The organism is Thalassotalea litorea, assembly GCF_005843925.1.
GTDB lineage: Bacteria > Pseudomonadota > Gammaproteobacteria > Enterobacterales > Alteromonadaceae > Thalassotalea_A > Thalassotalea_A litorea_A.
In genome coordinates this window covers 61,516-81,680 of the sequence record NZ_VCBC01000005.1, presented here as the reverse complement: position 1 = coordinate 81,680, position 20,165 = coordinate 61,516, and the positions used below count along the sequence as shown (strand labels likewise).

Annotated in this window: 21 protein-coding genes and 2 tRNA genes; 11 read left to right on the top strand and 12 right to left on the bottom strand. The window is 42.7% G+C overall.

Annotated elements, in window-relative coordinates:
* Positions 1–7: 7 nt before the first annotated feature.
* Positions 8–856 carry a MurR/RpiR family transcriptional regulator gene (locus FE810_RS05760; RefSeq protein ID WP_138319096.1) on the bottom strand — a complete coding sequence of 283 codons (849 nt, stop codon included), beginning with the start codon at positions 854–856 and terminating at the stop codon, positions 8–10.
* Positions 857–1,147: 291 nt separating this feature from the next.
* Here FE810_RS05760 and zwf point away from each other — a divergent pair, with 291 nt between their 5' ends.
* From zwf to FE810_RS05720, 8 genes are all read left to right on the top strand, one after another.
* The gene (zwf, locus tag FE810_RS05755) at positions 1,148–2,614 is read left to right on the top strand and encodes a glucose-6-phosphate dehydrogenase (RefSeq protein WP_138319095.1); all 1,467 of its coding nucleotides are present in this window, start codon (positions 1,148–1,150) and stop codon (positions 2,612–2,614) included.
* Positions 2,614–3,309 (top strand): 6-phosphogluconolactonase, encoded by a 696-nt coding sequence (gene pgl / locus FE810_RS05750; RefSeq protein ID WP_138319094.1) that lies wholly within the window; start codon positions 2,614–2,616, stop codon positions 3,307–3,309. The genes zwf and pgl overlap by 1 nt, the downstream gene beginning before the upstream one ends.
* A gap of 2 nt (positions 3,310–3,311) precedes the next feature.
* Positions 3,312–5,135 carry a phosphogluconate dehydratase gene (gene edd, locus FE810_RS05745; RefSeq protein ID WP_370738916.1) on the top strand — a complete coding sequence of 608 codons (1,824 nt, stop codon included), beginning with the start codon at positions 3,312–3,314 and terminating at the stop codon, positions 5,133–5,135.
* A 3-nt stretch (positions 5,136–5,138) separates the two neighbouring features.
* Positions 5,139–6,128, top strand: a complete 990-nt coding sequence (locus FE810_RS05740) for a glucokinase (protein WP_138319093.1) — start codon at positions 5,139–5,141, stop codon at positions 6,126–6,128.
* On the top strand, positions 6,119–6,769 hold the full coding sequence (locus FE810_RS05735) for a bifunctional 4-hydroxy-2-oxoglutarate aldolase/2-dehydro-3-deoxy-phosphogluconate aldolase (RefSeq protein WP_138319092.1): 651 nt from the start codon (positions 6,119–6,121) through the stop codon (positions 6,767–6,769). Before FE810_RS05740 ends, FE810_RS05735 begins: the two co-directional genes overlap by 10 nt.
* Positions 6,770–7,452: 683 nt before the next feature.
* The gene (locus FE810_RS05730) at positions 7,453–8,118 is read left to right on the top strand and encodes a hypothetical protein (RefSeq protein ID WP_138319091.1); all 666 of its coding nucleotides are present in this window, start codon (positions 7,453–7,455) and stop codon (positions 8,116–8,118) included.
* Positions 8,119–8,253: 135 nt separating this feature from the next.
* Entirely contained in the window at positions 8,254–8,850 is a 597-nt protein-coding gene (locus FE810_RS05725; RefSeq protein ID WP_138319090.1) for a LemA family protein, read from the top strand.
* A 15-nt stretch (positions 8,851–8,865) separates the two neighbouring features.
* Positions 8,866–10,791 carry a M48 family metallopeptidase gene (locus tag FE810_RS05720; RefSeq protein ID WP_138319089.1) on the top strand — a complete coding sequence of 642 codons (1,926 nt, stop codon included), beginning with the start codon at positions 8,866–8,868 and terminating at the stop codon, positions 10,789–10,791.
* Positions 10,792–10,909: 118 nt separating this feature from the next.
* On the opposite strand, the gene FE810_RS05715 is transcribed toward FE810_RS05720, so the two are convergent.
* The 8 genes from FE810_RS05715 to FE810_RS05680 form a co-directional block, all read right to left on the bottom strand.
* Positions 10,910–13,084: a xanthine dehydrogenase family protein molybdopterin-binding subunit gene (locus FE810_RS05715; protein WP_138319088.1), complete on the bottom strand. Its 2,175-nt coding sequence runs from the start codon at positions 13,082–13,084 to the stop codon at positions 10,910–10,912.
* A gap of 1 nt (position 13,085) precedes the next feature.
* Positions 13,086–13,553, bottom strand: a complete 468-nt coding sequence (locus FE810_RS05710) for a (2Fe-2S)-binding protein (RefSeq protein ID WP_138319087.1) — start codon at positions 13,551–13,553, stop codon at positions 13,086–13,088.
* Between the two features lie 112 nt (positions 13,554–13,665).
* On the bottom strand, positions 13,666–13,998 hold the full coding sequence (locus FE810_RS05705) for a TusE/DsrC/DsvC family sulfur relay protein (protein WP_138319086.1): 333 nt from the start codon (positions 13,996–13,998) through the stop codon (positions 13,666–13,668).
* A complete protein-coding gene (gene tusB / locus FE810_RS17285; RefSeq protein ID WP_138319085.1) occupies positions 13,989–14,276 on the bottom strand; it encodes a sulfurtransferase complex subunit TusB in 288 nt (95 codons plus the stop codon). The genes FE810_RS05705 and tusB overlap by 10 nt, the downstream gene beginning before the upstream one ends.
* Positions 14,277–14,279: 3 nt before the next feature.
* Positions 14,280–14,645 (bottom strand): sulfurtransferase complex subunit TusC, encoded by a 366-nt coding sequence (gene tusC / locus FE810_RS05695; RefSeq protein ID WP_138319084.1) that lies wholly within the window; start codon positions 14,643–14,645, stop codon positions 14,280–14,282.
* The gene (gene tusD / locus FE810_RS05690) at positions 14,642–15,016 is read right to left on the bottom strand and encodes a sulfurtransferase complex subunit TusD (protein ID WP_138319083.1); all 375 of its coding nucleotides are present in this window, start codon (positions 15,014–15,016) and stop codon (positions 14,642–14,644) included. Before tusD ends, tusC begins: the two co-directional genes overlap by 4 nt.
* A 66-nt stretch (positions 15,017–15,082) precedes the next feature.
* Positions 15,083–15,751 carry a Bax inhibitor-1/YccA family protein gene (locus tag FE810_RS05685; protein WP_138319082.1) on the bottom strand — a complete coding sequence of 223 codons (669 nt, stop codon included), beginning with the start codon at positions 15,749–15,751 and terminating at the stop codon, positions 15,083–15,085.
* 153 nt (positions 15,752–15,904) lie between these two features.
* Positions 15,905–16,489 (bottom strand): DNA-3-methyladenine glycosylase I, encoded by a 585-nt coding sequence (locus FE810_RS05680; protein ID WP_138319081.1) that lies wholly within the window; start codon positions 16,487–16,489, stop codon positions 15,905–15,907.
* A gap of 155 nt (positions 16,490–16,644) precedes the next feature.
* On the opposite strand from FE810_RS05680, the gene FE810_RS05675 reads away from it, so the two are divergent.
* Positions 16,645–16,735, top strand: a tRNA-Ser gene (locus FE810_RS05675).
* Here the strand turns inward: FE810_RS05675 and FE810_RS05670 are convergent.
* Together FE810_RS05670 and FE810_RS05665 are read right to left on the bottom strand one after the other, a co-directional pair.
* On the bottom strand, positions 16,722–16,925 hold the full coding sequence (locus FE810_RS05670; RefSeq protein WP_138319080.1) for a hypothetical protein: 204 nt from the start codon (positions 16,923–16,925) through the stop codon (positions 16,722–16,724). The two genes, FE810_RS05675 and FE810_RS05670, sit on opposite strands and share 14 nt — an antisense overlap.
* 49 nt (positions 16,926–16,974) lie before the next feature.
* Positions 16,975–17,289, bottom strand: coding sequence for a hypothetical protein (locus FE810_RS05665; protein ID WP_138319079.1), 315 nt, complete (start codon positions 17,287–17,289; stop codon positions 16,975–16,977).
* A 140-nt stretch (positions 17,290–17,429) separates the two neighbouring features.
* Here FE810_RS05665 and FE810_RS05660 point away from each other — a divergent pair, with 140 nt between their 5' ends.
* Positions 17,430–18,776 carry a hypothetical protein gene (locus FE810_RS05660; protein WP_138319078.1) on the top strand — a complete coding sequence of 449 codons (1,347 nt, stop codon included), beginning with the start codon at positions 17,430–17,432 and terminating at the stop codon, positions 18,774–18,776.
* A gap of 146 nt (positions 18,777–18,922) precedes the next feature.
* On the opposite strand, the gene FE810_RS05655 is transcribed toward FE810_RS05660, so the two are convergent.
* Entirely contained in the window at positions 18,923–19,639 is a 717-nt protein-coding gene (locus FE810_RS05655; RefSeq protein ID WP_212744477.1) for a class I SAM-dependent methyltransferase, read from the bottom strand.
* A 191-nt stretch (positions 19,640–19,830) separates the two neighbouring features.
* Between FE810_RS05655 and FE810_RS05650 the strand changes: the two genes are divergently transcribed.
* Positions 19,831–19,921 (top strand) — tRNA-Ser (locus FE810_RS05650).
* Positions 19,922–20,165: the final 244 nt, after the last annotated feature.

Genomic DNA, 20,165 nt, shown 5'->3' with positions numbered 1-20,165 from the left:
TAACTAACTACTCTTTCCGTTCAAAACGGGAACTACGTAAACTGTCTTTCACTTTCTTGAGATTATCTCGAAATTTTGAGCCACGACGCAGAGTAAATCCTGTCGCGAGAATATCAATCAGTGCAAGTTGTGCGATCCGCGATGCCATCGGCATATATAAATCTGTATCTTCGGCAACGGTAGGGGATAGCACGATATTGCATTCTTTCGCCAATGGCGACCCAGCATCGGTAATACCAATAACTGTAGCATCATTTTCACGCGCTATACTCGCCACCTCGACCAATGGTTTGGTTCTGCCAGTATGGGAGATAACCACAACAACATCACCTTGTGAGCTGTTAATGCTGCTCATGCGTTGCATCAGTATGTCATCGAAATAAACCACCGGCACATTAAAGCGAAAGAACTTGTTTTGGGCGTCGTGAGCAACGATTGCGGATGCACCAAGACCAAAAAAGGAAATCTTTCGACCTTGAGTTAATACGTCAACGGCGCGATTGATCAAACTGGTGTCTAAACTTTTACGAGCCATTTCAAGGTTGGCTAATGTCGATTCGAAGATCTTTGTTGTATACTCATCAGCAGAATCATTCTCATCAACATGGCGATTCACATATGGTGTACCGTTAGCAAGACTCTGCGCTAAGTGCAGTTTGAAATCGGGGTAACCTTTGGTGTCGAGCCTTCGACAGAAACGGTTTACCGTTGGTTCGCTAATATTTGCCTGTTTGGCTAACGACGCGATACTGGCGTGAATGACTGTCGCAGGAGATGCTAAAATGACTTCGGCAACTTTTCGTTCTGATTTACTGAAAGAATCAAATTCGTTAGTGATTTTTTCTAATATATTCATAACAAGCCTCGTGTTGAATTGCTGTTACTGTAAATTATTTTAACAGAATATAACAGTATTTATGTAAATTTATTTCATAATCTGATCGTTTTATAAACTGCATTACAGGTGTGTATAAATATCAAAAGCTTAGCTAACCACCATTATAAAGGGATAAAACCTAATTTTTAACGGAATTAGGGGATTATCGTCGTGTAATTTTATTACAATATTACTTTACCTTATGCCTGCTTAGGTTTAAATTATGGCTAAATGTAATTTTTTTTCATTGTTTAAAGAGAGTAGTACCACATGACTCAAAACAATCTGCAATCTGCGGAACAAATTGTACTCTTTGGTGCGGCAGGCGATTTGTCTCGCCGTAAATTGTTCGCGGCCCTTTACCATCTAGAATCAGAGCAACTTCTCCATGGCGATTTAAAAATTATCGGTGTCGCGCGTAATGATTATAGTGATCAAGAGTTTCAAAAGTTTGTTGCTGACAATCTTGCCACATTTATTGGCAGCGAAGTTACCGAAGACGTTGTTCAGCGTTTCACTGCTCGCTTTACATACCTTAAGTTAGACTTTTCCGACCAGTCTGGTTATACCAGACTCAAAGCAGAGCTGAAAGAAGAAGCAACTACGTTGTATTATCTGGCTACGCCTCCGGCAATATACGGAATGATCTGTGAAGGATTGAACGCCCATCAACTTGCAAATGATTATGCTCGCGTTGTTATGGAAAAACCGATCGGTCACGACTTGGCGTCTTCACAGGTGATTAACGACCAGGTGAACCGTTTCTTTAGCGAAAGTCAGATTTACCGTATTGACCATTACCTTGGGAAAGAAACTGTCCTCAACCTATTATCGCTTCGGTTTGCCAACTCATTATTTTCAACCAACTGGGACCACAATTGTATTGACCATGTCCAAATTACTGTCGCAGAAAGTGTCGGTATCGAAGGTCGTTGGGGGTTTTATGATGAGACTGGTCAGATGCGCGATATGGTCCAAAATCACTTGTTGCAAATCTTATCGTTATTGGCGATGGAGCCACCAACGGATTTAAGCGCAGAAAGTATCCGTGATGAAAAACTGAAGGTGTTAAAAGCGCTGCGGCCAATTAACAAAACAAATATTCACGAAAAAGCCGTTCGAGGTCAGTACGCGAAAGGTTACCTAAATGGTCAGGAAGTTCCCGGATACCTCGAGGAAGAGGGGGCCAATAAAGAAAGCACCACCGAATCCTTCGTTGCGATAAAAGCAGAAATCGATAACTGGCGCTGGGCAGGGGTACCATTTTACTTGCGTACCGGTAAACGTATGCCGCGTAAACATTCCGAAGTGGTGATTTATTTCAAACATCAACCGCACAATATTTTTTCCCATAGTTATGCACAATTACCAGCGAATAAGCTGACAATTCGTCTGCAACCGGATGAGGGTGTGGAATTGACTGTGATGAATAAAATACCGGGTATTTCCAACGAGATCGAAGTAAAGGAAACAAAACTGGATTTAAGTTTCTCGCAAATTACTGAAAATACACGAGTGATCGATGCGTATGAGCGTTTGTTGTTAACCGCAATTGATGGTAATCAATCCTTGTTCATTCGCCGTGACGAAGTGGAGCAAGCCTGGAATTGGGTTGACGGCATTATGGATGCCTGGAACTCGACCAATGAATTACCAAAATCATATGCTGCAGGTTCATGGGGACCGGTAGCATCTATTGCGTTAATCGCGCGTGACGACCGTAATTGGGACGAATAATGTACCATAAACAGATTTTTAAAAGCAGAGCTGAGCTTGATCAGGCGTTTGCGACACAAGTCGCTTCGCAATTACAAACCGTTATTGATGCTAACGGAAAAGCGTCTATCGCATTTTCCGGCGGCAGCACGCCAAAGGGTTTTTTTGCCGCATTATCGAATCAGGATATCGCCTGGGATAAGGTTACCGTGACTTTGGCGGACGAACGCTGGGTTGACTTTGACGATAGTAATTCCAATACCCGTCTTCTGAGTGAAAACTTATTGACCAATAATGCAGCCAAGGCAACATTGTTCCCATTAAAACTTGACGGTGAACTGAACGAGCGTGCTGTCGTTAAGTTAAATGAACTTGCTGGTAACGATGTTTTACCTTTAGATATTGTGATTTTGGGCATGGGTGAAGATGGTCATACCGCTTCATTGTTCCCTTGCAGTAAGGAAATCAGAGAAGGACTCGACCAAGGTGCTGCTCCTGGTTTACTAAAGGTCGTACCGGGCAGTGCGCCATTTGATAGAATTAGTTTCAATTTCAACGCATTGGTACAAGCTTCCCATCTTTATTTACACCTTGTTGGTGAAAGTAAAATGCAAGTGCTTGACCAGGCGATAGCCAATGAAAACAGTATGGAAATGCCAATCCGTGCTTTCTTACACCACACGTCAAAAACCATCGACGTTTTTTGGGCGGAGTAGTTATGATAAACCCTAAAATAGCAGCAGTTACCGATCGTATTATTGAACGCAGTCGTGATGCCCGTAAGGCGTACCTTGAAAAAGTTGACCGTGAATCATCGCAAACTGTCCACCGTGGGGCGTTGTCCTGCGGTAATCTGGCCCATGGCTTTGCCGCCTGTGGCAAAGAAGAAAAAGATGTTCTAAAGCAACTAAATCATAGCGATATCGCCATCGTCTCGGCGTATAACGATATGTTAAGTGCACATCAGCCCTATGAAACCTATCCTGCGATTATTAAAAAAACGATCAGCGAAACTGGTGGGGTAGCACAGTTCGCCGGTGGCGTACCGGCCATGTGTGATGGCGTGACTCAAGGCCAACCGGGTATGGATTTAAGCTTGATGAGCCGCGATGTGATCGCGATGTCATCTGCTGTGGCACTATCTCACAATATGTTTGACGGTACGTTAATGCTCGGTATTTGCGATAAAATCGTGCCTGGCTTATTGATTTCCGCGATGACATTTGGTCATTTGCCAACGGTGTTTGTACCTGCAGGTCCAATGCCATCGGGCATTCCAAACAAAGAAAAAGCACGTGTTCGTCAACAATTTGCCAAAGGTGAAGTGGGTAAAGATGAGTTGTTGGATGCGGAATCTAGCTCTTATCATTCTCCTGGAACTTGTACCTTCTTTGGTACTGCAAACTCAAATCAGCTAGTTGTTGAAGTGATGGGCCTACACCTTCCGGGTGCGTCTTTTATCGCTCCGAATACTCAACTTCGTGAAGAGCTAACGAAAGCCGCCGCTCGTCAGGTAACCCGTTTGACCCAGCAATCCGGTAATTTCCAGCCAATTGGTAAAATGATCGATGAGAAAAGCTGGGTGAATGCCATTGTCGCGTTATTGGCAACTGGCGGTTCCACAAACTTAACCATGCATCTGATCGCAGCGGCCCGTGCTGGTGGCGTGATTATCAACTGGGATGATTTCTCGGATTTAAGTGATGCAACGCCACTAATGACACGTATCTATCCTAATGGTTTTGCGGATATTAATCAGTTCCAAGATGCGGGTGGTATGGCATTGCTATTCCGTCGCTTAATCGAGCAAGGTTTGTTGCATGAAGACGTACACACGATTTGTGGTGAAGGTCTGCAAAAATATACCCAGCAACCGGTTCTCGAAGATGGTGAGTTAAAATGGATTGATGGGCCAACGGAATCTGGCGACCTTGAAGTTATCGCCAATGTCGACAAGCCGTTTAAAAGTGATGGTGGTTTAAAGGTACTTGATGGCAACTTAGGCCGCGCGGTATTGAAAACCTCGGCGTTAAGACCAGGCGCAGAAGTGATCAAAGCACCTGCGGTTGTTTTCGAAGATCAAAACGATCTAGAAAAAGCATTTCAAAATGGTGAGTTAGAAAAAGATTTTATCGCGGTCGTTCGTTTTCAGGGACCCAAAAGCCGTGGTATGCCAGAATTGCATAAGTTAACGCCACCACTTGGCGTTTTACAAGACAAAGGTTTTAAAGTGGCATTAGTTACTGACGGCCGTATGTCGGGTGCCTCAGGTAAAGTTCCAGCGGCAATTCACTTGGTTCCGGAAGCTCTGGATGGCGGATTGATCGCCAAAGTTCAAAATGGCGACATGATCCAGGTCGATGGCTATAGTGGCCGTATCAACGTATTGGTAAGCGATGAAGAATTGGCCAAACGTGAAACGGCACAGTTTGCCGGGCAAATGCAGCATCAGGGCATGGGCCGAGAGTTATTTGGCTTTATGCGTGGCAATTTAAGTGGCGCAGAATTAGGTGCTTGTTCATTGTTTAAAGAGGACCACTAAGCTATGGCGTCAAATTCTTCCATGGTAAACATCGTAGCCGACATCGGTGGTACTAATTTACGTATTGGTATGCTTGATGGCACGGGTTCGGTGAAAAACCTGCATTTGTATCAATGCGCAGAATTTTCTGGTCTACAAACCGTTTTAGAAGATTATTTTGTTCAACATCAAATTGATTCAAGCCAGGTCAATGCTTGTCTGGCTATTGCTTGTCCCGTAGATAAAGATTTGATCAGCATGACCAATCTTCCTTGGGAATTTAAGCAGTCTGAGCTTAAGGCCAATTTGAATCTACGCAGTTTGTACATGATTAACGATTACACCGCGATTGCGATGTCGATTAACAGCCTGGACGATAGCCAGAAAGTTAAAATCGGCGGCGGTCAGGCTGTTGCTCATAAACCAATCGCGATTTGCGGGCCCGGCACCGGGCTTGGTGTTGCAAACTTGTTCGAATATCAAGGGCAATGGATCAGTGTCGGTGGTGAGGGCGGTCATGTAGATTTCGCGCCAACCGATGATACTGAAGTTGCCATTCTAAAGTTTCTTAACAACAAATATCCACGGGTTTCGGCGGAACAATTGCTATCCGGTCTAGGGATAGAACAAATATACCAGGCACTGTGTGATCTAAATCAGATCCCGGCAAAGCCTTATCAAGCCAAAGATATTTCTGCCAAAGGCGTTGCTCAACAATGTGATATTTGCCATCAGGCAATGCAGCAGTTTTGCAAAACCTTGGGAAGTTTTGCCGGTAACCTGGCTTTAACAACCGGTGCTTTTGGCGGTGTCTATATCGCCGGTGGTATTGCACCACGCTTTTTAGAGTTCTTAGCAAAGAGTGATTTTCGTAAACGATTTGAAGCGAAAGGGCGTTTTGAAGGATTTAATCAAGCGATACCAACGTATGTAATTACTGAACCACAACCTGGCATATTAGGTGCCAGCGCCTTTCTAACACAACAAATCAATAATGAGGTCGTATGTCTGTAACAACCAATTGGCAATTAAAGCCACAACAAATTTTTGCCATGGGCCCCATTGTGCCAGTGCTGGTTATTGAAAATGTCGATGATGCGGTACCAATTGCTAAAGCATTGATGGCTGGTGGTATCAAAGTGTTAGAAGTGACTTTGCGAACCCAAAATGCGTTACAAGTGATCAAAAAAATTGCTGACGAATTGCCAGAAGCCATGGTTGGTGCCGGTACTGTAACGAATCCAGAAACGTTACGTCAGGCAGAAGATGCCGGTGCGAAATTTGCGATTAGCCCGGGTATGACTCGAGAACTATTGCAAGCATCTGGAGAGTCAAGCATTCCATTGATCCCGGGAATTGCGTCGATTTCAGAATTGATGGTCGGTATCGATGCCGGGTTAGATCACTTTAAGTTTTTCCCTGCGGAAGCCATTGGCGGTGCGAAGGCGATTAAGTCTATCGCTGGTCCATTCCCAGATATTCGCTTTTGTCCAACGGGTGGTATCAATCAGGATAATATGGGGAGCTACCACGCATTGAAAAACGTCAGTTGTATCGGTGGTTCCTGGTTAGTTCCTGAAGATGCTGTCGTCAGTAAAGATTGGGATCGAATCACTGAGATCACCAAGCAGGCGGTTGCGGCGGTTAATGCCTAAGCATTAAGCTGAGTAGTCAATCGAATAAAGGGAGCGGAAAGCTCCCTTTTTTACAACTCGAGCGAAATGCTGAATCGTTGGCAATGAAGACTGCCATCATTGTTGGTTCTCTTAGCAACTATGTTGCTGATTATGTTTTTAAATATCTCCCTTACGATCATAATAAATATTTACATCACAATTCACTTAACTACCGAGTGCACTATCTACTTTGTCATTACCCATACTCAATGAAAGCATCGGCGCGTTTACTACGCTTGTAATCGTTAGGGCTGCAGCATTTTTTGGTTACCGATTTTTTCAATTCGCACATAAAAATGCCGATAAAACACATTAAAAATTTTCAACCCTATAAATCCTTGTCTATAGTGTAATTAAGCACTTTGCTTAGTATTTTGATGGAACTTTATAAAGATAACGGTCGTGTTCAGTTATTTATCTTTGATGCTTTGAATTTTCATTTCGTGATGGTCGTTCTCTAATTATCAATAGGGTTGATAATTCTTGAATTCATAAGATAAATTTCAATGTTAGCGAAACAGTAACGCAGTGTTTTTTAGTTTTTCGTTTCAAATATCAAAGGTCGTTGTTAACGGCTTTTAGCTCAATAATTTCAGGAAATTACAAACTCTTGTTGAATTTTCGTTGACGATATAAATACGTATCGTCGATAGGAGCGTCGAATGAAGATTGTTGTTTTGTTGAGCCTGATATTTTTTATCACATCCTGCTCTGTCGTAACCGAAAATCCGTCTGTTGCAGACGGTATTAACTATTCCTCTGTAAAAAATGTTCAGCCTTTGACGTTCGAAGAGTTGGACGAAGAAGTGAATCGGTTAAACCCCGTCATAGGCATGTACCCACCCAGGTTTAGCAATGAGAAACATCGTGAACAGGTGTTTGTTAACTGGATTGAACTGGTCGATGAAGCGCAACGATTTCACCAACAACAGCAAGAAGAAAAAACATTTTATATGTTAACCGAGCTCTATCGCATGGGCCATAACATGCAGGTATCCGGTAGTGGTGAAAATGCTTTGCAATATCTAACGGATTGCCTTGAGATGTATCCTTCTTCTGTTGCTTGTAATTTTTCTGCGACGTATTTCTATTTGACCGCAGGTCGTTATTATCTGCGAGATGCGGAAAAGAGTCTGGATACATTGCGTGCGCATTATCTTCCCGCGCTAAACCATGAAGTGGAAAGTGGTTTTGTGTTTTTGTATCTGTTTCAACAAGACTCCCAAAAAGCGAAACAGCAAATAGAGTATTTTATCGATGCGTTTCCGGAAAGCCATCAGGCGGATGAGTTTGCTCAAATCAAAAAGGCATTGGCAGAATCACCGTAACAATGGGGGATTCAATACCCCCCATGATCCTTTCAGATTTCAAACATTGCTGATTAATTTTCAATGGGTTAGAGTAACTTGATAAGGTAAGCGATACTTTATGCAAGCCAGAATCAAGACATTGAAGGAACTCTAATGGAATTTTCCACCATCATTTTTTGGGTAGTACTTGCTGCCCTTGTATTTTTTGTCATTTCTATTTTCAACCAATTGGTTGCGCTAAAGAACCGTTATCAAAACGCATTTGCGCAAATTGAAGTGCAATTAAAGCGCCGGTACGATTTGATCCCTAATTTAGTGGAAACCGCCAAAGGTTATATGAAACATGAGAGAGAAACCCTTGAAGCGGTGATTTCAGCGAGAAATGTCGCAGCCAAGGGCTTGGAGGCGGCGATGCAAGCACCAGGTGACGCCTCTGCGATGCAATCCTTAGCGGGAGCAGAGGGGATGTTGTCGTCAGCGCTAGGCAAATTGAATGTAGTTATGGAAGACTATCCTGATCTCAAAGCCAATGAAAACATGTTACAAGTCAATGAAGAACTGGTGAGTACGGAAAACCGTATTGGCTTTGCCCGTCAGGCATTTAATGATCAAGTCATGAGTTATAACACCTATAAGCAACAATTCCCGCAAAACTTCTTTGCCGGCCCGTTTGGCCATGCTCAGGATGCTTCCTTGTTAGAGTTTGACGACAGCGCAGAGATCCAGGCTGCGCCCAAGGTTGATTTTTAACCGGTAAACGCAGTTATGGATTTTTTTAAAGCTCAGGAACAAGCGAAACGTTCAACTGGCATACTCGTACTGTTATTTGCTGCTGCGGTGATCACTTTAGTGGTATTTACCAATATTATTGCGATGGCAGCGCTGGGCTATCTGAATTTGGAAGCGGATAGCGAAGTTAATCTTCAATATCTGCTCAGCCAATTTGACTGGCGCATGTTTGGCTTTGTCACCACGGTTGTCGGGTTTGTTATCTTTAGTGGTAGTGCATATAAACAAATTTCATTGCGCCAGGGTGGCAAAGTTATTGCTGAAGCTATGGGTGGTGTTGCCATTAATCCGGCCTTGGCAAATCGTCTCGAAAAACGTCTGCTAAATGTCGTTGAAGAGATGGCAATCGCCGCAGGAACGCCCGTTCCGCGCATTTACCTGATGAAAGATGAACCTGGGATCAATGCCTTTGCTGCGGGATTTACCAGTGCCGATGCGGTAATCGGCATCACGCAAGGAGCGATAGAAAAACTCGACCGAGATGAGCTGCAAGGAGTGATAGCCCATGAGTTTAGCCATATATTAAATGGTGATATGCGCCTAAACTTACAGGTATTAGCGCTACTCCATGGTATTTTAGTCATCGGTTTTATCGGTTATTACCTGTTACATGCCGGGCGGGGTAATAGTAAAAATGGTGCCGCAATTTTTGGATTGGGTTTTGGCCTGATATTGATTGGTTACGGAGGTCATTTTTTTGGCAATATCATAAAGGCTTCAATCAGTCGCCAGCGGGAATACCTTGCCGATGCGTCTGCGGTACAATTTACTCGCAACAATCAAGGTATCACCCAAGCACTTTATAAAATAAGACAATCGTCTTATGGTTCATATATTGAGCAACCGGACGCGATAGAATATACCCACGGTTTTTTTTCAACGGGCGTTAAATCATTCGCCTCCAGGCTCTTTGCTACTCACCCTCCGTTAGACGATCGAATCAGCAAAATATCCCCGCATTTTCTGCTAAACCAAGCGAATGCCGACCACAAGCCTATGCGCAAAGTTAGTAAAACAAAAAGTGCGAACGACACTTCGAAAGGGAGTCAGGCGGAAAAATCGTATGCTGGCTTCGGTGTCGAACAAGTTGCCATTTTGTCCGTGTTGTCCCAGGCCGGTAATATTGATCAGCAGCAATTGGATTATGCCCACACGCTAATCAATAATATTGATGACACCCTTTACGCTGCCAGTCATAACGTCGTAGGGGCGAGGGCGATAGTCTGCTGTTTGTTGTTGTCGAAAACGTCCGATGTGTTAACCAAGCAGCTAGCAATCATCCGAAGTTTACAGGACACACAGCTGATAGATTCGGTATTTGCGTTACGCAATGAAGTTGATGTCTTGCCTATTGGCTATCGTTTACCGCTGGTAGATTTGTTAAACCCGGCATTAAAACAGCTAAGCGCCACCCAAATCAAACAGTTTAAAGACCTCGTTGACAGCTTAAGTTATGCCGATCAGCAATTGGATCGGTTTGAATGGATATTGCAACAGGTCGTCTTTAACCATATCGATAATAGGGCGACAGATGCTGGGGTGAAAAAATATTTATCAATTAGCAAAGCTTCGGTAGCAGTCAACGGAATCTTATCTTTGGTATTGGCCGCAACTGAACATCAGTTGTCTGATGCGAATCACAATAAATTGCAACAGTTTACGGATTTAACGCAACTGGAAAAATTACAGAGTGATGCAACGGATTATCAACGTGCCAGCGAGTATTTAGACACGCTGAATCGTCTTGGTTTTGGTGACAAAGAAAAGGTTCTAAGAGGATGTTTATTTATTATCAGTATTGATGGCATCTGTAGTATTAAGGAATATGAGTTGGTCCGTGCAATAGCGGATGTTTTAAGGGTTCCGCTGCCTGGGGGCTTAAGCATTGGGCCAATTAGCTAATACGCAATGCGCATCGAAAATAGGCGGGTTTTACACTAACAACGCTTTTAGCGTTAAATAGTTTCGATAAACGTAAAAAAGGCGCCTATTTGGCGCCTTGTTGTTAAAAGGGGTCTACTTATACCGATATAGGTTTAATCGGTAGATCCCGATAACGCTTTCCTGTGGCGGCAAAAATCGCATTGGTTAGTGCCGGTGGGAATGGAGACACTCCGGGTTCACCTAACCCTGTAGGCTCTTTATCCGAGTCAATCAAATGAACCCGGACATTCGGCATTTCATTGATTCTTAACACGGGGTAATTATGGAAGTTTGAGTTCACGACCTGTCCGTCTCTAAATACAATTTCGGTATAGAGTGATAAAGACATGCCCATCACAACCGCACCTTCCATTTGCGCAGTCGCGCCATCGGTGTTGAGGATCTGACCACAATCGACCGCACAATCGACATTAAGCACTTTGATGTTATCGCCATCGACGTCAACATGAACGGCCATCGCGACATAGCTGTTAAAACTGTAATGCACTGCCAGTCCAATCGCTTGCCCCTTTGGTAACTTATCTCGCTGATGATAGCCACTTTTATCCGCGGCTAGTGCCAGTACAGCTTTTGACCGCTCAATTTGTTCTGCTTGTTTTGGGTTGGTGTTATTGTCATAGAGTTTATTTAAAAACTCGAATGGATCCATCCCGGCTTTATGCGCCAATTCATCGGCAAAACTCGAAAATGCAAAACCATAGAAGATGGCATAAACCGCTCGATACCAGCCAATACGAGTATGAGCCAATGCTTCACCACTTTCGACCTGCATGTTTTCAATGCCAAAAGGGTGGTTAAAGACATCTTTTGTCGCCCCTTTCGGAGCCCGCTTAACCGATTTATCGAACAACGAATTGATCGAAGGAAACGCAACGCGCTGTAGCCAACTGTCGACGTTGCCTTCATCATCAAAACCTGCCTGTAAATGCTGAGCGCTGGTAGAATGGTAGTACCCGGTGCGCATATCTTCTTCACGTGACCAAATCAATTGTACTGGTGCTTTGACCTGTTGTGATATTGCTGCAGCTTCATGGACATAATCGCATTTAAACTTACGCCCAAATGCACCTCCAGCCATCATTACATTAACTTTGATGTCTTTGGGTTTTCTTTTTAGAAACTGGCCTAAAACCTTTTGGATATCTGCAGGACTTTGCGTCGAAGCCCAAACCTCACAGCTGTCATCCTGAACCCATACAACACTGGCGTTTGGCTCCATAGGGGAGTGACTTAAATGACCACCGGTATAAGTCGCACTATGGGTGTTTTTCGCGTTTTTAAGGCCGGTTGTTGCATCACCTCGAGCGTCCATCACTTGTGCTGGTTTTTCAACATTCGCAATCAGTTGTTGCTTGTATGTTTTGGTATCATAGATACCATTTTTACCAGCGTCCCATTCCACTTTCAGGGCTTTTACCCCTTGTTGCGCAGTCCAACTATTGTCGGCAACTACGGCAACACCACCTAAAGATCCATAAGGTACATCAAGCCTTTCGATCTCGACAACATCTGAGACACCTTTAATGGCAAGCGCCGCAGATTTATCCACGGATTTTAGTTTGCCGTCAAGAACCGGGCAATGGACAATGGCCGCATATTTCAATCCAGGTAATTTAGTGTCCACACCATAGGTCCGTTTACCAACGACAACATCGTCCTGGTCGTGACGTTTAAGGTCTTTACCAATATAGGCGTAGTCTGATTTTTCTTTGAGCTTGGGATTCTCCGGCGCAGGCATGGTCGCAGCAAGGGAAGCCAGCTCTCCGAAACTTAACTTTTTATCGCTGTTTTTAAGGAAGACAAAATGCTTTTTGGCGTAGCAGTTTTTAATATCGGTATCCCAAGTCTTCGCGGCAGCCGCTTCAAGCATAAATTTCGCTTTCGCACCCGCTTCGCGCATCGGGATATACATTAAGCGAATACTGGCACTTCCACCCGTCGCTTGCGGGCCATATTTATCTTCGTTACCTTCAGCCTGTAATACTGTCACTTGCTCCCAATCCGCTTCCATCTCGTCGGCAACGGCCGCGGGTAGGGCAGTACTGATCCCTTGCCCCATCTCGCAACGACCACAATAAATGGTCGTTTTGCCATCTTCGGTTAAATGGATAAACGCATTGGGATTAAACTCGTCTTGCTTAAATGGCTTGTCTTTTGCGAGCGCACTAGCAGGAATGGTGATACCTAACATTAAACCGGACGTACCAGCCGTTGCAGACTTTAAAAAGCTTCTTCTCGTAAGGTTGCTCATGTTAGGCCTCCTTTGCCAATTCATCCGCGGCATCCCGGATGGCTTTTTTGATTCTCTGATAGGTTCCACAACGACATATGTTACCTTGCATCGCCATTTCGATATCTTGATCACTGGGCTGTGTATTCTGACTTAACAGGCTCGCAGCATTCATGATCTGACCTGCCTGACAATAGCCACATTGTGGCACTCGATTATCTAACCAAGCTTTTTGTAAGGGATGATCGCCATTGTCAGATAGCCCTTCAATGGTGGTAATTGACTGGTCGGCCAGGGAGCCAACGGGCGTGACGCAGGCGCGAATTGCCTGACCATTCAGATGGACAGTACAGGCGCCGCATAGGCCACTGCCACAACCGAATTTTGTGCCTGTAAATTCAAGTCGATCGCGAAGAAACCAGAGTAGTGGCATACTTTCATCGACATCAATCGATACGGTTTCACCGTTTATTATTAAGGTCTTAGTCATAAATTTTACCAGTAATTGTTAGGCTATCGACCTGATTCTAACCAGAACACAAATTATTAACAAATATTAAACCCATTAAAGTTTGTAACGATTGACGAATCCGCCAATTTAACTAGATGCACCTGGCGGGTTTTGGCAGGCCGGCTATTTTGGTGGCTTGTTTGGCAGGCCCCTTGGGAAACAAACGATACAGATATCGGCTATTGGCTTTCTCTTCGGGAAACTCAGCTTTCAGGGCTTTAATCAGGGCTCTGATCGCCGGTGATGTTTTATATTCTAGATAGAAATTACGAACAAAATTAACAACTTCCCAATGGTCATCGGTTAATTGGATATTTTCAGTCTCTGCGATAACCTTTGCCAGTTCGGGTTGCCAGTCGTCAACACGGGTTAAATAACCTTCTTTATCTGTTGTGATTGACTGACCGTTAAATTCTATTGCCATGTTATTACCTTGTCTGAGCCGATAGTAAGCGCAACAAAATCGTCATATTGACACAGTTCTATGCCACTAGGCACTGGGGTTAATCCGCGCGCCTGTATATGGTCTTGTAAGGCGTAGACCTTATGCGTATTTAGTAGTGGCATCATGTCGGGGTGGCTTGCGTTATAAACCCCATCATCAATGAGAATTATCTGGTCAGCGGCCATTAAAGTTTGTAGGCATTGACGCAACTTGTTGTGAGTGAAGCCAGAGCTTCTTACTATGTGTAAATTAGCCATGTTTTAAAAGGTTAAAACCAAATCATAATTGTTTAAAGTTTGTTTGAACTGCGTTCGCGGTAAAATTTCAGCACCGTCGACGGACAGCTCTCCCTCGATCATTCTTTCTACCATATCTTCCTGACAAATATAGATGTCATCGATATCATAAAAACCTAATGCTTTGAAGGTTGCGATAAAATCTTTGTTGCCAATGCCTTCAGGGTTTTGGTTCGCCTTGGTCTGAAACACCCCATCGGCCATAAAAAACAATGCCACTGGCATTTCGTAGCTGGCAAATATCAGCGCCAGATCCAGGGCTTCTTTGGCTTTAAAATCATCGAAGGTGGTTGCGGTATTAACGATGGCAATACGATTATTACTGATCATAACTGAATCACCTTTTCGGCTTTATTGGTTAACACCACGAGTTCACCTAAGCCAGATATGGTGAAATTCTTTGCAATATTATGGGAAAAACCCGGTGTATTTGAGTCGGTAAGTCCGCGCCGCTCTGCGGCACTAATGCATAGGTGCATAGGGGTTTTAGTGACGTCATAAAACGCTTCCCAAGCGGTTAAGTGATTGATTTCATCCGACGGTGTCTGCAAGTAGACATTGGCATTAATGACACCATGTTGATAGAAGAATACACCTTCGATTTGATGGCCTTGCGTGAGAAGCGCTTGTGCGAATTTCAAAGCGGTCAATGTTCGATTGTCGGTTGGCGCAGTGCTGACAATGATCGCAAAAGTAGTCACGTTTTTTCCCTGAAATAAAAAAGCCCCGTTTCCGAGGCTTTATTGTTTATCTACCTGAATGATAGTTTAATCGTCACCACCAGCGAATGCCATCAAAAGATGTAATAGGCTAGAGAAGATATTGTATAAAGATACGAATAAAGTCACTGTTGCAACGATGTAGTTCGTTTCCCCACCGTTTACTATATCACTGGTTTGCTTCAGGATAATTGCTGAAGAGAACAGGATGAACAATGCGCTAATAGCTAGCGAAAGTGCTGGGATTTGCAGGAATATATTACCAATCATGGCAATGACAAGTACCCAAAAACCTGCGACTAACATACCATTTAAGAAAGACATGTCTTTCTTTGTTGTCAACGCATATGCAGACAAGCCGAAGAAAATAAGACCTGTACCACCAAGCGAAAGTACAACAAGATCTGCTGCTCCTGCGCCTAATGCATAGCCAACCATTGGCGCTATGGTGTAGCCGAGGAAGCCGGTGAATGCGAAAACCGATACCAGACCCATTGCTGAGTTTGCAGTTTTATAAACTAAAAACATCAAACCGTATACACCAATAAGGGTAACGATCAAACCCGGAGAAGGCAGGTTTAATGCAATCGCAGCAGTAGCGACAATTGCACTGAAAATAAGTGTCATAGCTAATAAGGTGTAGGTATTACGAAGAACCTTATTAATTTCTACAGTTGATAATTGTGAAGCGGTATTAAAACCTACAGGTGATTGCATCTGTATTTCCTTTTTAAACCAAAGTTAACTATATGATGGGGGTATTCCCCAATAGTTCCAAGTCGTTTTTTAACAAATTTTAACGCTAAACGGAATATTAATATAGAAAAACTCGTTAAATTACACATTTATTCCGATATTTTGCCAATTCGATTAACGGTTTTCTATTTCTTTTTTACGAAAGCAATCGCTACTGTGATCATTGACCATGCCACATGCCTGCATATGGGCGTAAACAATTGTTGAACCGACGAACTTAAACCCACGTTTTTTCAGATCTTTACTGATTTTATCTGAAAGCTCAGTCTTGGCAGGGTATTCTTCCAGGCAGGTCAGATGATTCACTAAAGGTTTATGATCGATAAATGCCCACAAGTAATCACAAAAACGGCCAAATTCCTGCTGCACTTCGATAAACCGTTGGGCATTATTGACCGCGGCGCGAATTTTTAACTGATTGCGGATAATACCAGGGTTTTGTAGAAGCGCCTGGATTTTCGCTTCGTCATAACTTGCGACTTTTTTTACATCAAAATTGTCAAATAACTTACGATAGTTTTCACGCTTTTTTAAAACCGTGTACCAACTCAGGCCTGCTTGTGCCGATTCTAAGGTCAAATATTCAAACATGGTTTGATCATCATGTACCGGCACACCCCATTCTTCGTCGTGGTATTTGACGTAATCTTGTTTGGTTAAATCAAGCCAGGGACATCGAATTAATTCTTCTTTTGCCATAGCGATTCTCTTTGAGTGCGTGCTAGTTAGTCTAACCCTAACAACACTTTCGAGCAAAAAAATACCATTTTGTTGGTTTTTTCAGCGCTCAGAAAGTTTATTTGAATTAACGCTTTACAAGGCCAAATTGAGACTATAATATTCGCACCACTTCAGGTGAGATGGCTGAGTGGTCGAAAGCACCGGTCTTGAAAACCGGCATACGTTTGTAGCGTATCTAGGGTTCAAATCCCTATCTCACCGCCACATTGAAAAACCCGCTTAATAGCGGGTTTTTTGCTTTTACGCCATCCATGGCGTGGCGGCATTCAAAACATCCATGTTTATAACCGCCATATAAGATAAAGGGTTCCGTAAGGGGCCCTTTTTCGTTTGGTGAGATAGATGTTGAACCCGTAAAGGGGTTCACAAAAATGACAGGATCATTTTTGCTCATACTATGTATGCCCAAAGGGTAAAATACATGGAGGTATTTTATCAAATCCCTATCTCACCGCCACTTTTTGAAAGCCCGCTAATTGCGGGCTTTCTTGCTTTTGCGCCATCCATGGCGTGGCGGCATTCAAAACATCCATGTTTATAACCGCTACATTGAAAAACCCGCTTAATGGCGTTTTTCTTGCTTTTGCGCCATCCATGGCGTGGCGGCATTCAAAACATCCTGGGTTTATCGTCATCATTTGGTCCATCCATGGAATGATGACATTCAAAACATCCATGTTTATAACCGCTACATTGAAAAACCCGCTTAATGGCGTTTTTTTTGCTTTTTGCGCCATCCTTGGCGTCGCGGCTTTCAAAAAAAAGCCGACTATGACTTCATTGCTAATTATCTATGTAAATTTCCTAAACCAAAGATCTACCACTGTATTTTTGTGTACCGGAAAGAGTTAACTCCTTGCTTTCAAATGTTAAAAACTACTTTACTTGTTCATTCAAAATGGCCGATATTAATACGGCTTCATTTTTAGCCTTATTCGTTAAACAGAAAATAAATAGGGAAAATAAGCTCATAGTTTCAGAACTTGAACTAACAAACTTTAAAAGGATTTTTATGTATAAATGGCTGCTGATATCCACTCTACTGGTCTTCACTTCACCCTCATATTCAGCTAAATCAAATGAAGAGTTGCTTAAAGAATTCAACAAAATATATTTTCCAGTTCACCAGGAATTGCAAGAAAAAAGCCTGTTAGAAAAAATAATTTTATTAGAAGAAAAGGTTAGTGAATATAGCGACAATCCCTTTGCATTTAGTACGTTCAAGCAGTTGTTGGCAACTGATAAATCCGTAGCCGGAGATTACTTGGGGGCGCTTGAAAGCTATGAATTTAAGCCCAAATTAGATGAACAAACGTTTTTAGATATGAAGAGCTTTAAAGCCGTTGAAGCAATTAAAGCGATAACCGAACTTTCTAAAAACAGACAAATTGTAATGGTAAATGAAGCGCACCATTTAGCTCAACATAGAGTGCTAACATACGATTTGCTAAGTAATTTATGGGAGCAAGGATTTAGGTATTTTGCTGTGGAAGCATTAGCTGAAAATTTTGAAGGTTTTATAACCAGTGATCAAATAGAAGAAAACGCAGGCAGTACCTACATTGAAGAAACAACATTTGCGCAACTGCTTATACATGCCAAAAATATTGGCTTTAAGCTGATTTCATATGACTACGGAGATAAATCAACACGTAAAGATAGAGAGCGTTCAGCAGCTCAAAACTTATATGAAAAGATATTCAGCCATGATAAAGCGGCAAAAGTTTTGATTCATGTTGGGTATTCACACATTAAGGAGAAAGAAGGTTGGTTAGCTGAAATTCTGCGAGATAAAACAGCAATTGATCCTTTAACGATTAATCAGACTGATTTTGTCGAATACGCGAATAGAAGTGAAGAGCCTGATATCTATAAACAAATACTTGAAAAATATGATTTAGATACCCCTTTTATTTTAAAAAGCAAAGATACCTTTTGGTCTGTGAATAAAGATAGTTATGATTTGAACGTTATATGGCCAAGAACTGAGTTTAAAGGCAATAGACCTAAATGGGCCTATTTAAATCGAGAATCGAAACCAGTCGACTTATCCATTTGTGGTCAGGTTTTACCTTGTGTCATTGAGGTATATGATTCTGTTGCCCAAGAAGCACTGCCGTCAGATAGGGTTTTATTAACAACAAATAGACAAAAAGCAAGCGTGTTCATATCTAATCAAAGCAAGTACTTGAATGCTATTAGTACCGAACAGACCAAAAAAATTGATATTGACTCTTTAAAGTGAAGAACTTAACGGCAAAACTGAGTCAAATTTTTACTATGTCTTGGAAGAAGACAAAACATCCATGTTTATCGCCTTCATTTAATCCATCCCTGGAATGAAGACATACAAAACATCCATGTTTATAACCGCTATGTTCAGGAAGGAGTTTAGTGTTTCTGTACAATGAACATTTGGTACCCAAATTCTCCTAAATGTTGCTCGTACAGTTCAACTTCGCTAAGGATATCTTTCAATGCTTGAGAGTAGGGCATATCCGCTTTTAGCGCGACAGCACGTTGTTTCAAGGGCTGATAATAATTTTTCCATGCCTGTTCACTTAATGAAAAGTGATGAAGAATATCAAAACCCTCCTGACTAAACTGGTCATTTCTGGTGGCGACTGTCTGCATATCTGGGTATTCGTTGGAGAAAAAATCTTTGCTTTGCATGCCAGGAGCAGAGCTAAGCCATACCAGGTCGCTTAGCATCATCACACCACCGGGCTTTAATAAAGCACGCCATTCCTTAATGGCATTTTGGACTCCCATAATATAAGCACATCCTTCAGCCCAGATTAAATCGAAACTCTCTTTTGGAAAAGGTAAGTCGGTCATACTTGCACATACCGTATTAATTTGATCGTCTAGACCTTTACTGATGAGCGCCGTGTTAAGCGACTGTAGCGCATCAGGTTCATTATCTATGGCGGTTATTTTAGAATTGGTCACTGATGCTATTGCCTGAGTCGTTAGCCCTTTGCCACAGCCTATTTCAAGAATATGCTGTGGAGTAAACGGTACCAAAGAAAATGCATGCAGAGATTCTTGCTCATTGCCGGGGCCCCAGCGTTCGAGTTCCTGAAATACTCTCATGAAGTCTTTCATGTAAGATTCGTCTTGATTCATTTGTTACCTCAACCGCATTTTCGGATGTGCTTTACTGATGATTTTACTTGGCTTTCAGTAAACTTTGTATAACGATTGAACAAACGCGCTAAAAATTCGTTTTTTTTAAATATTTTTAACCGAATCCCTTTACATTGCCCAATTCAGCCATTAATATTCGCACCACTTCAGGTGAGATGGCTGAGTGGTCGAAAGCACCGGTCTTGAAAACCGGCATACGTTTGTAGCGTATCTAGGGTTCAAATCCCTATCTCACCGCCATATAAGATAAAGGGCTCCGTAAGGGGCCCTTTTTCGTTTGGTGAGATAGATGTTGAACCCGTAAAGGGGTTCACAAAAATGACAGGATCATTTTTGCTCATACTATGTATGCCCAAAGGGTAAAATACATGGAGGTATTTTATCAAATCCCTATCTCACCGCCACTTTTTGAAAGCCCGCTAATTGCGGGCTTTCTTGCTTTTGCGCCATCCATGGCGTGGCGGCATAAAAAACATCCTGGGTT

Coding starts and splice junctions, on each gene's coding strand:
- FE810_RS05760 (WP_138319096.1), bottom strand. CDS start 856: ATGAATATATTAGAAAAAATCACTAACGAATTTGATTCTTTCAGTAAA.
- zwf (WP_138319095.1), top strand. CDS start 1,148: ATGACTCAAAACAATCTGCAATCTGCGGAACAAATTGTACTCTTTGGT.
- pgl (WP_138319094.1), top strand. CDS start 2,614: ATGTACCATAAACAGATTTTTAAAAGCAGAGCTGAGCTTGATCAGGCG.
- edd (WP_370738916.1), top strand. CDS start 3,312: ATGATAAACCCTAAAATAGCAGCAGTTACCGATCGTATTATTGAACGC.
- FE810_RS05740 (WP_138319093.1), top strand. CDS start 5,139: ATGGCGTCAAATTCTTCCATGGTAAACATCGTAGCCGACATCGGTGGT.
- FE810_RS05735 (WP_138319092.1), top strand. CDS start 6,119: ATGTCTGTAACAACCAATTGGCAATTAAAGCCACAACAAATTTTTGCC.
- FE810_RS05730 (WP_138319091.1), top strand. CDS start 7,453: ATGAAGATTGTTGTTTTGTTGAGCCTGATATTTTTTATCACATCCTGC.
- FE810_RS05725 (WP_138319090.1), top strand. CDS start 8,254: ATGGAATTTTCCACCATCATTTTTTGGGTAGTACTTGCTGCCCTTGTA.
- FE810_RS05720 (WP_138319089.1), top strand. CDS start 8,866: ATGGATTTTTTTAAAGCTCAGGAACAAGCGAAACGTTCAACTGGCATA.
- FE810_RS05715 (WP_138319088.1), bottom strand. CDS start 13,084: ATGAGCAACCTTACGAGAAGAAGCTTTTTAAAGTCTGCAACGGCTGGT.
- FE810_RS05710 (WP_138319087.1), bottom strand. CDS start 13,553: ATGACTAAGACCTTAATAATAAACGGTGAAACCGTATCGATTGATGTC.
- FE810_RS05705 (WP_138319086.1), bottom strand. CDS start 13,998: ATGGCAATAGAATTTAACGGTCAGTCAATCACAACAGATAAAGAAGGT.
- tusB (WP_138319085.1), bottom strand. CDS start 14,276: ATGGCTAATTTACACATAGTAAGAAGCTCTGGCTTCACTCACAACAAG.
- tusC (WP_138319084.1), bottom strand. CDS start 14,645: ATGATCAGTAATAATCGTATTGCCATCGTTAATACCGCAACCACCTTC.
- FE810_RS05685 (WP_138319082.1), bottom strand. CDS start 15,751: ATGCAATCACCTGTAGGTTTTAATACCGCTTCACAATTATCAACTGTA.
- FE810_RS05680 (WP_138319081.1), bottom strand. CDS start 16,489: ATGGCAAAAGAAGAATTAATTCGATGTCCCTGGCTTGATTTAACCAAA.
- FE810_RS05670 (WP_138319080.1), bottom strand. CDS start 16,925: ATGAGCAAAAATGATCCTGTCATTTTTGTGAACCCCTTTACGGGTTCA.
- FE810_RS05660 (WP_138319078.1), top strand. CDS start 17,430: ATGGCCGATATTAATACGGCTTCATTTTTAGCCTTATTCGTTAAACAG.
- FE810_RS05655 (WP_212744477.1), bottom strand. CDS start 19,639: ATGAAAGACTTCATGAGAGTATTTCAGGAACTCGAACGCTGGGGCCCC.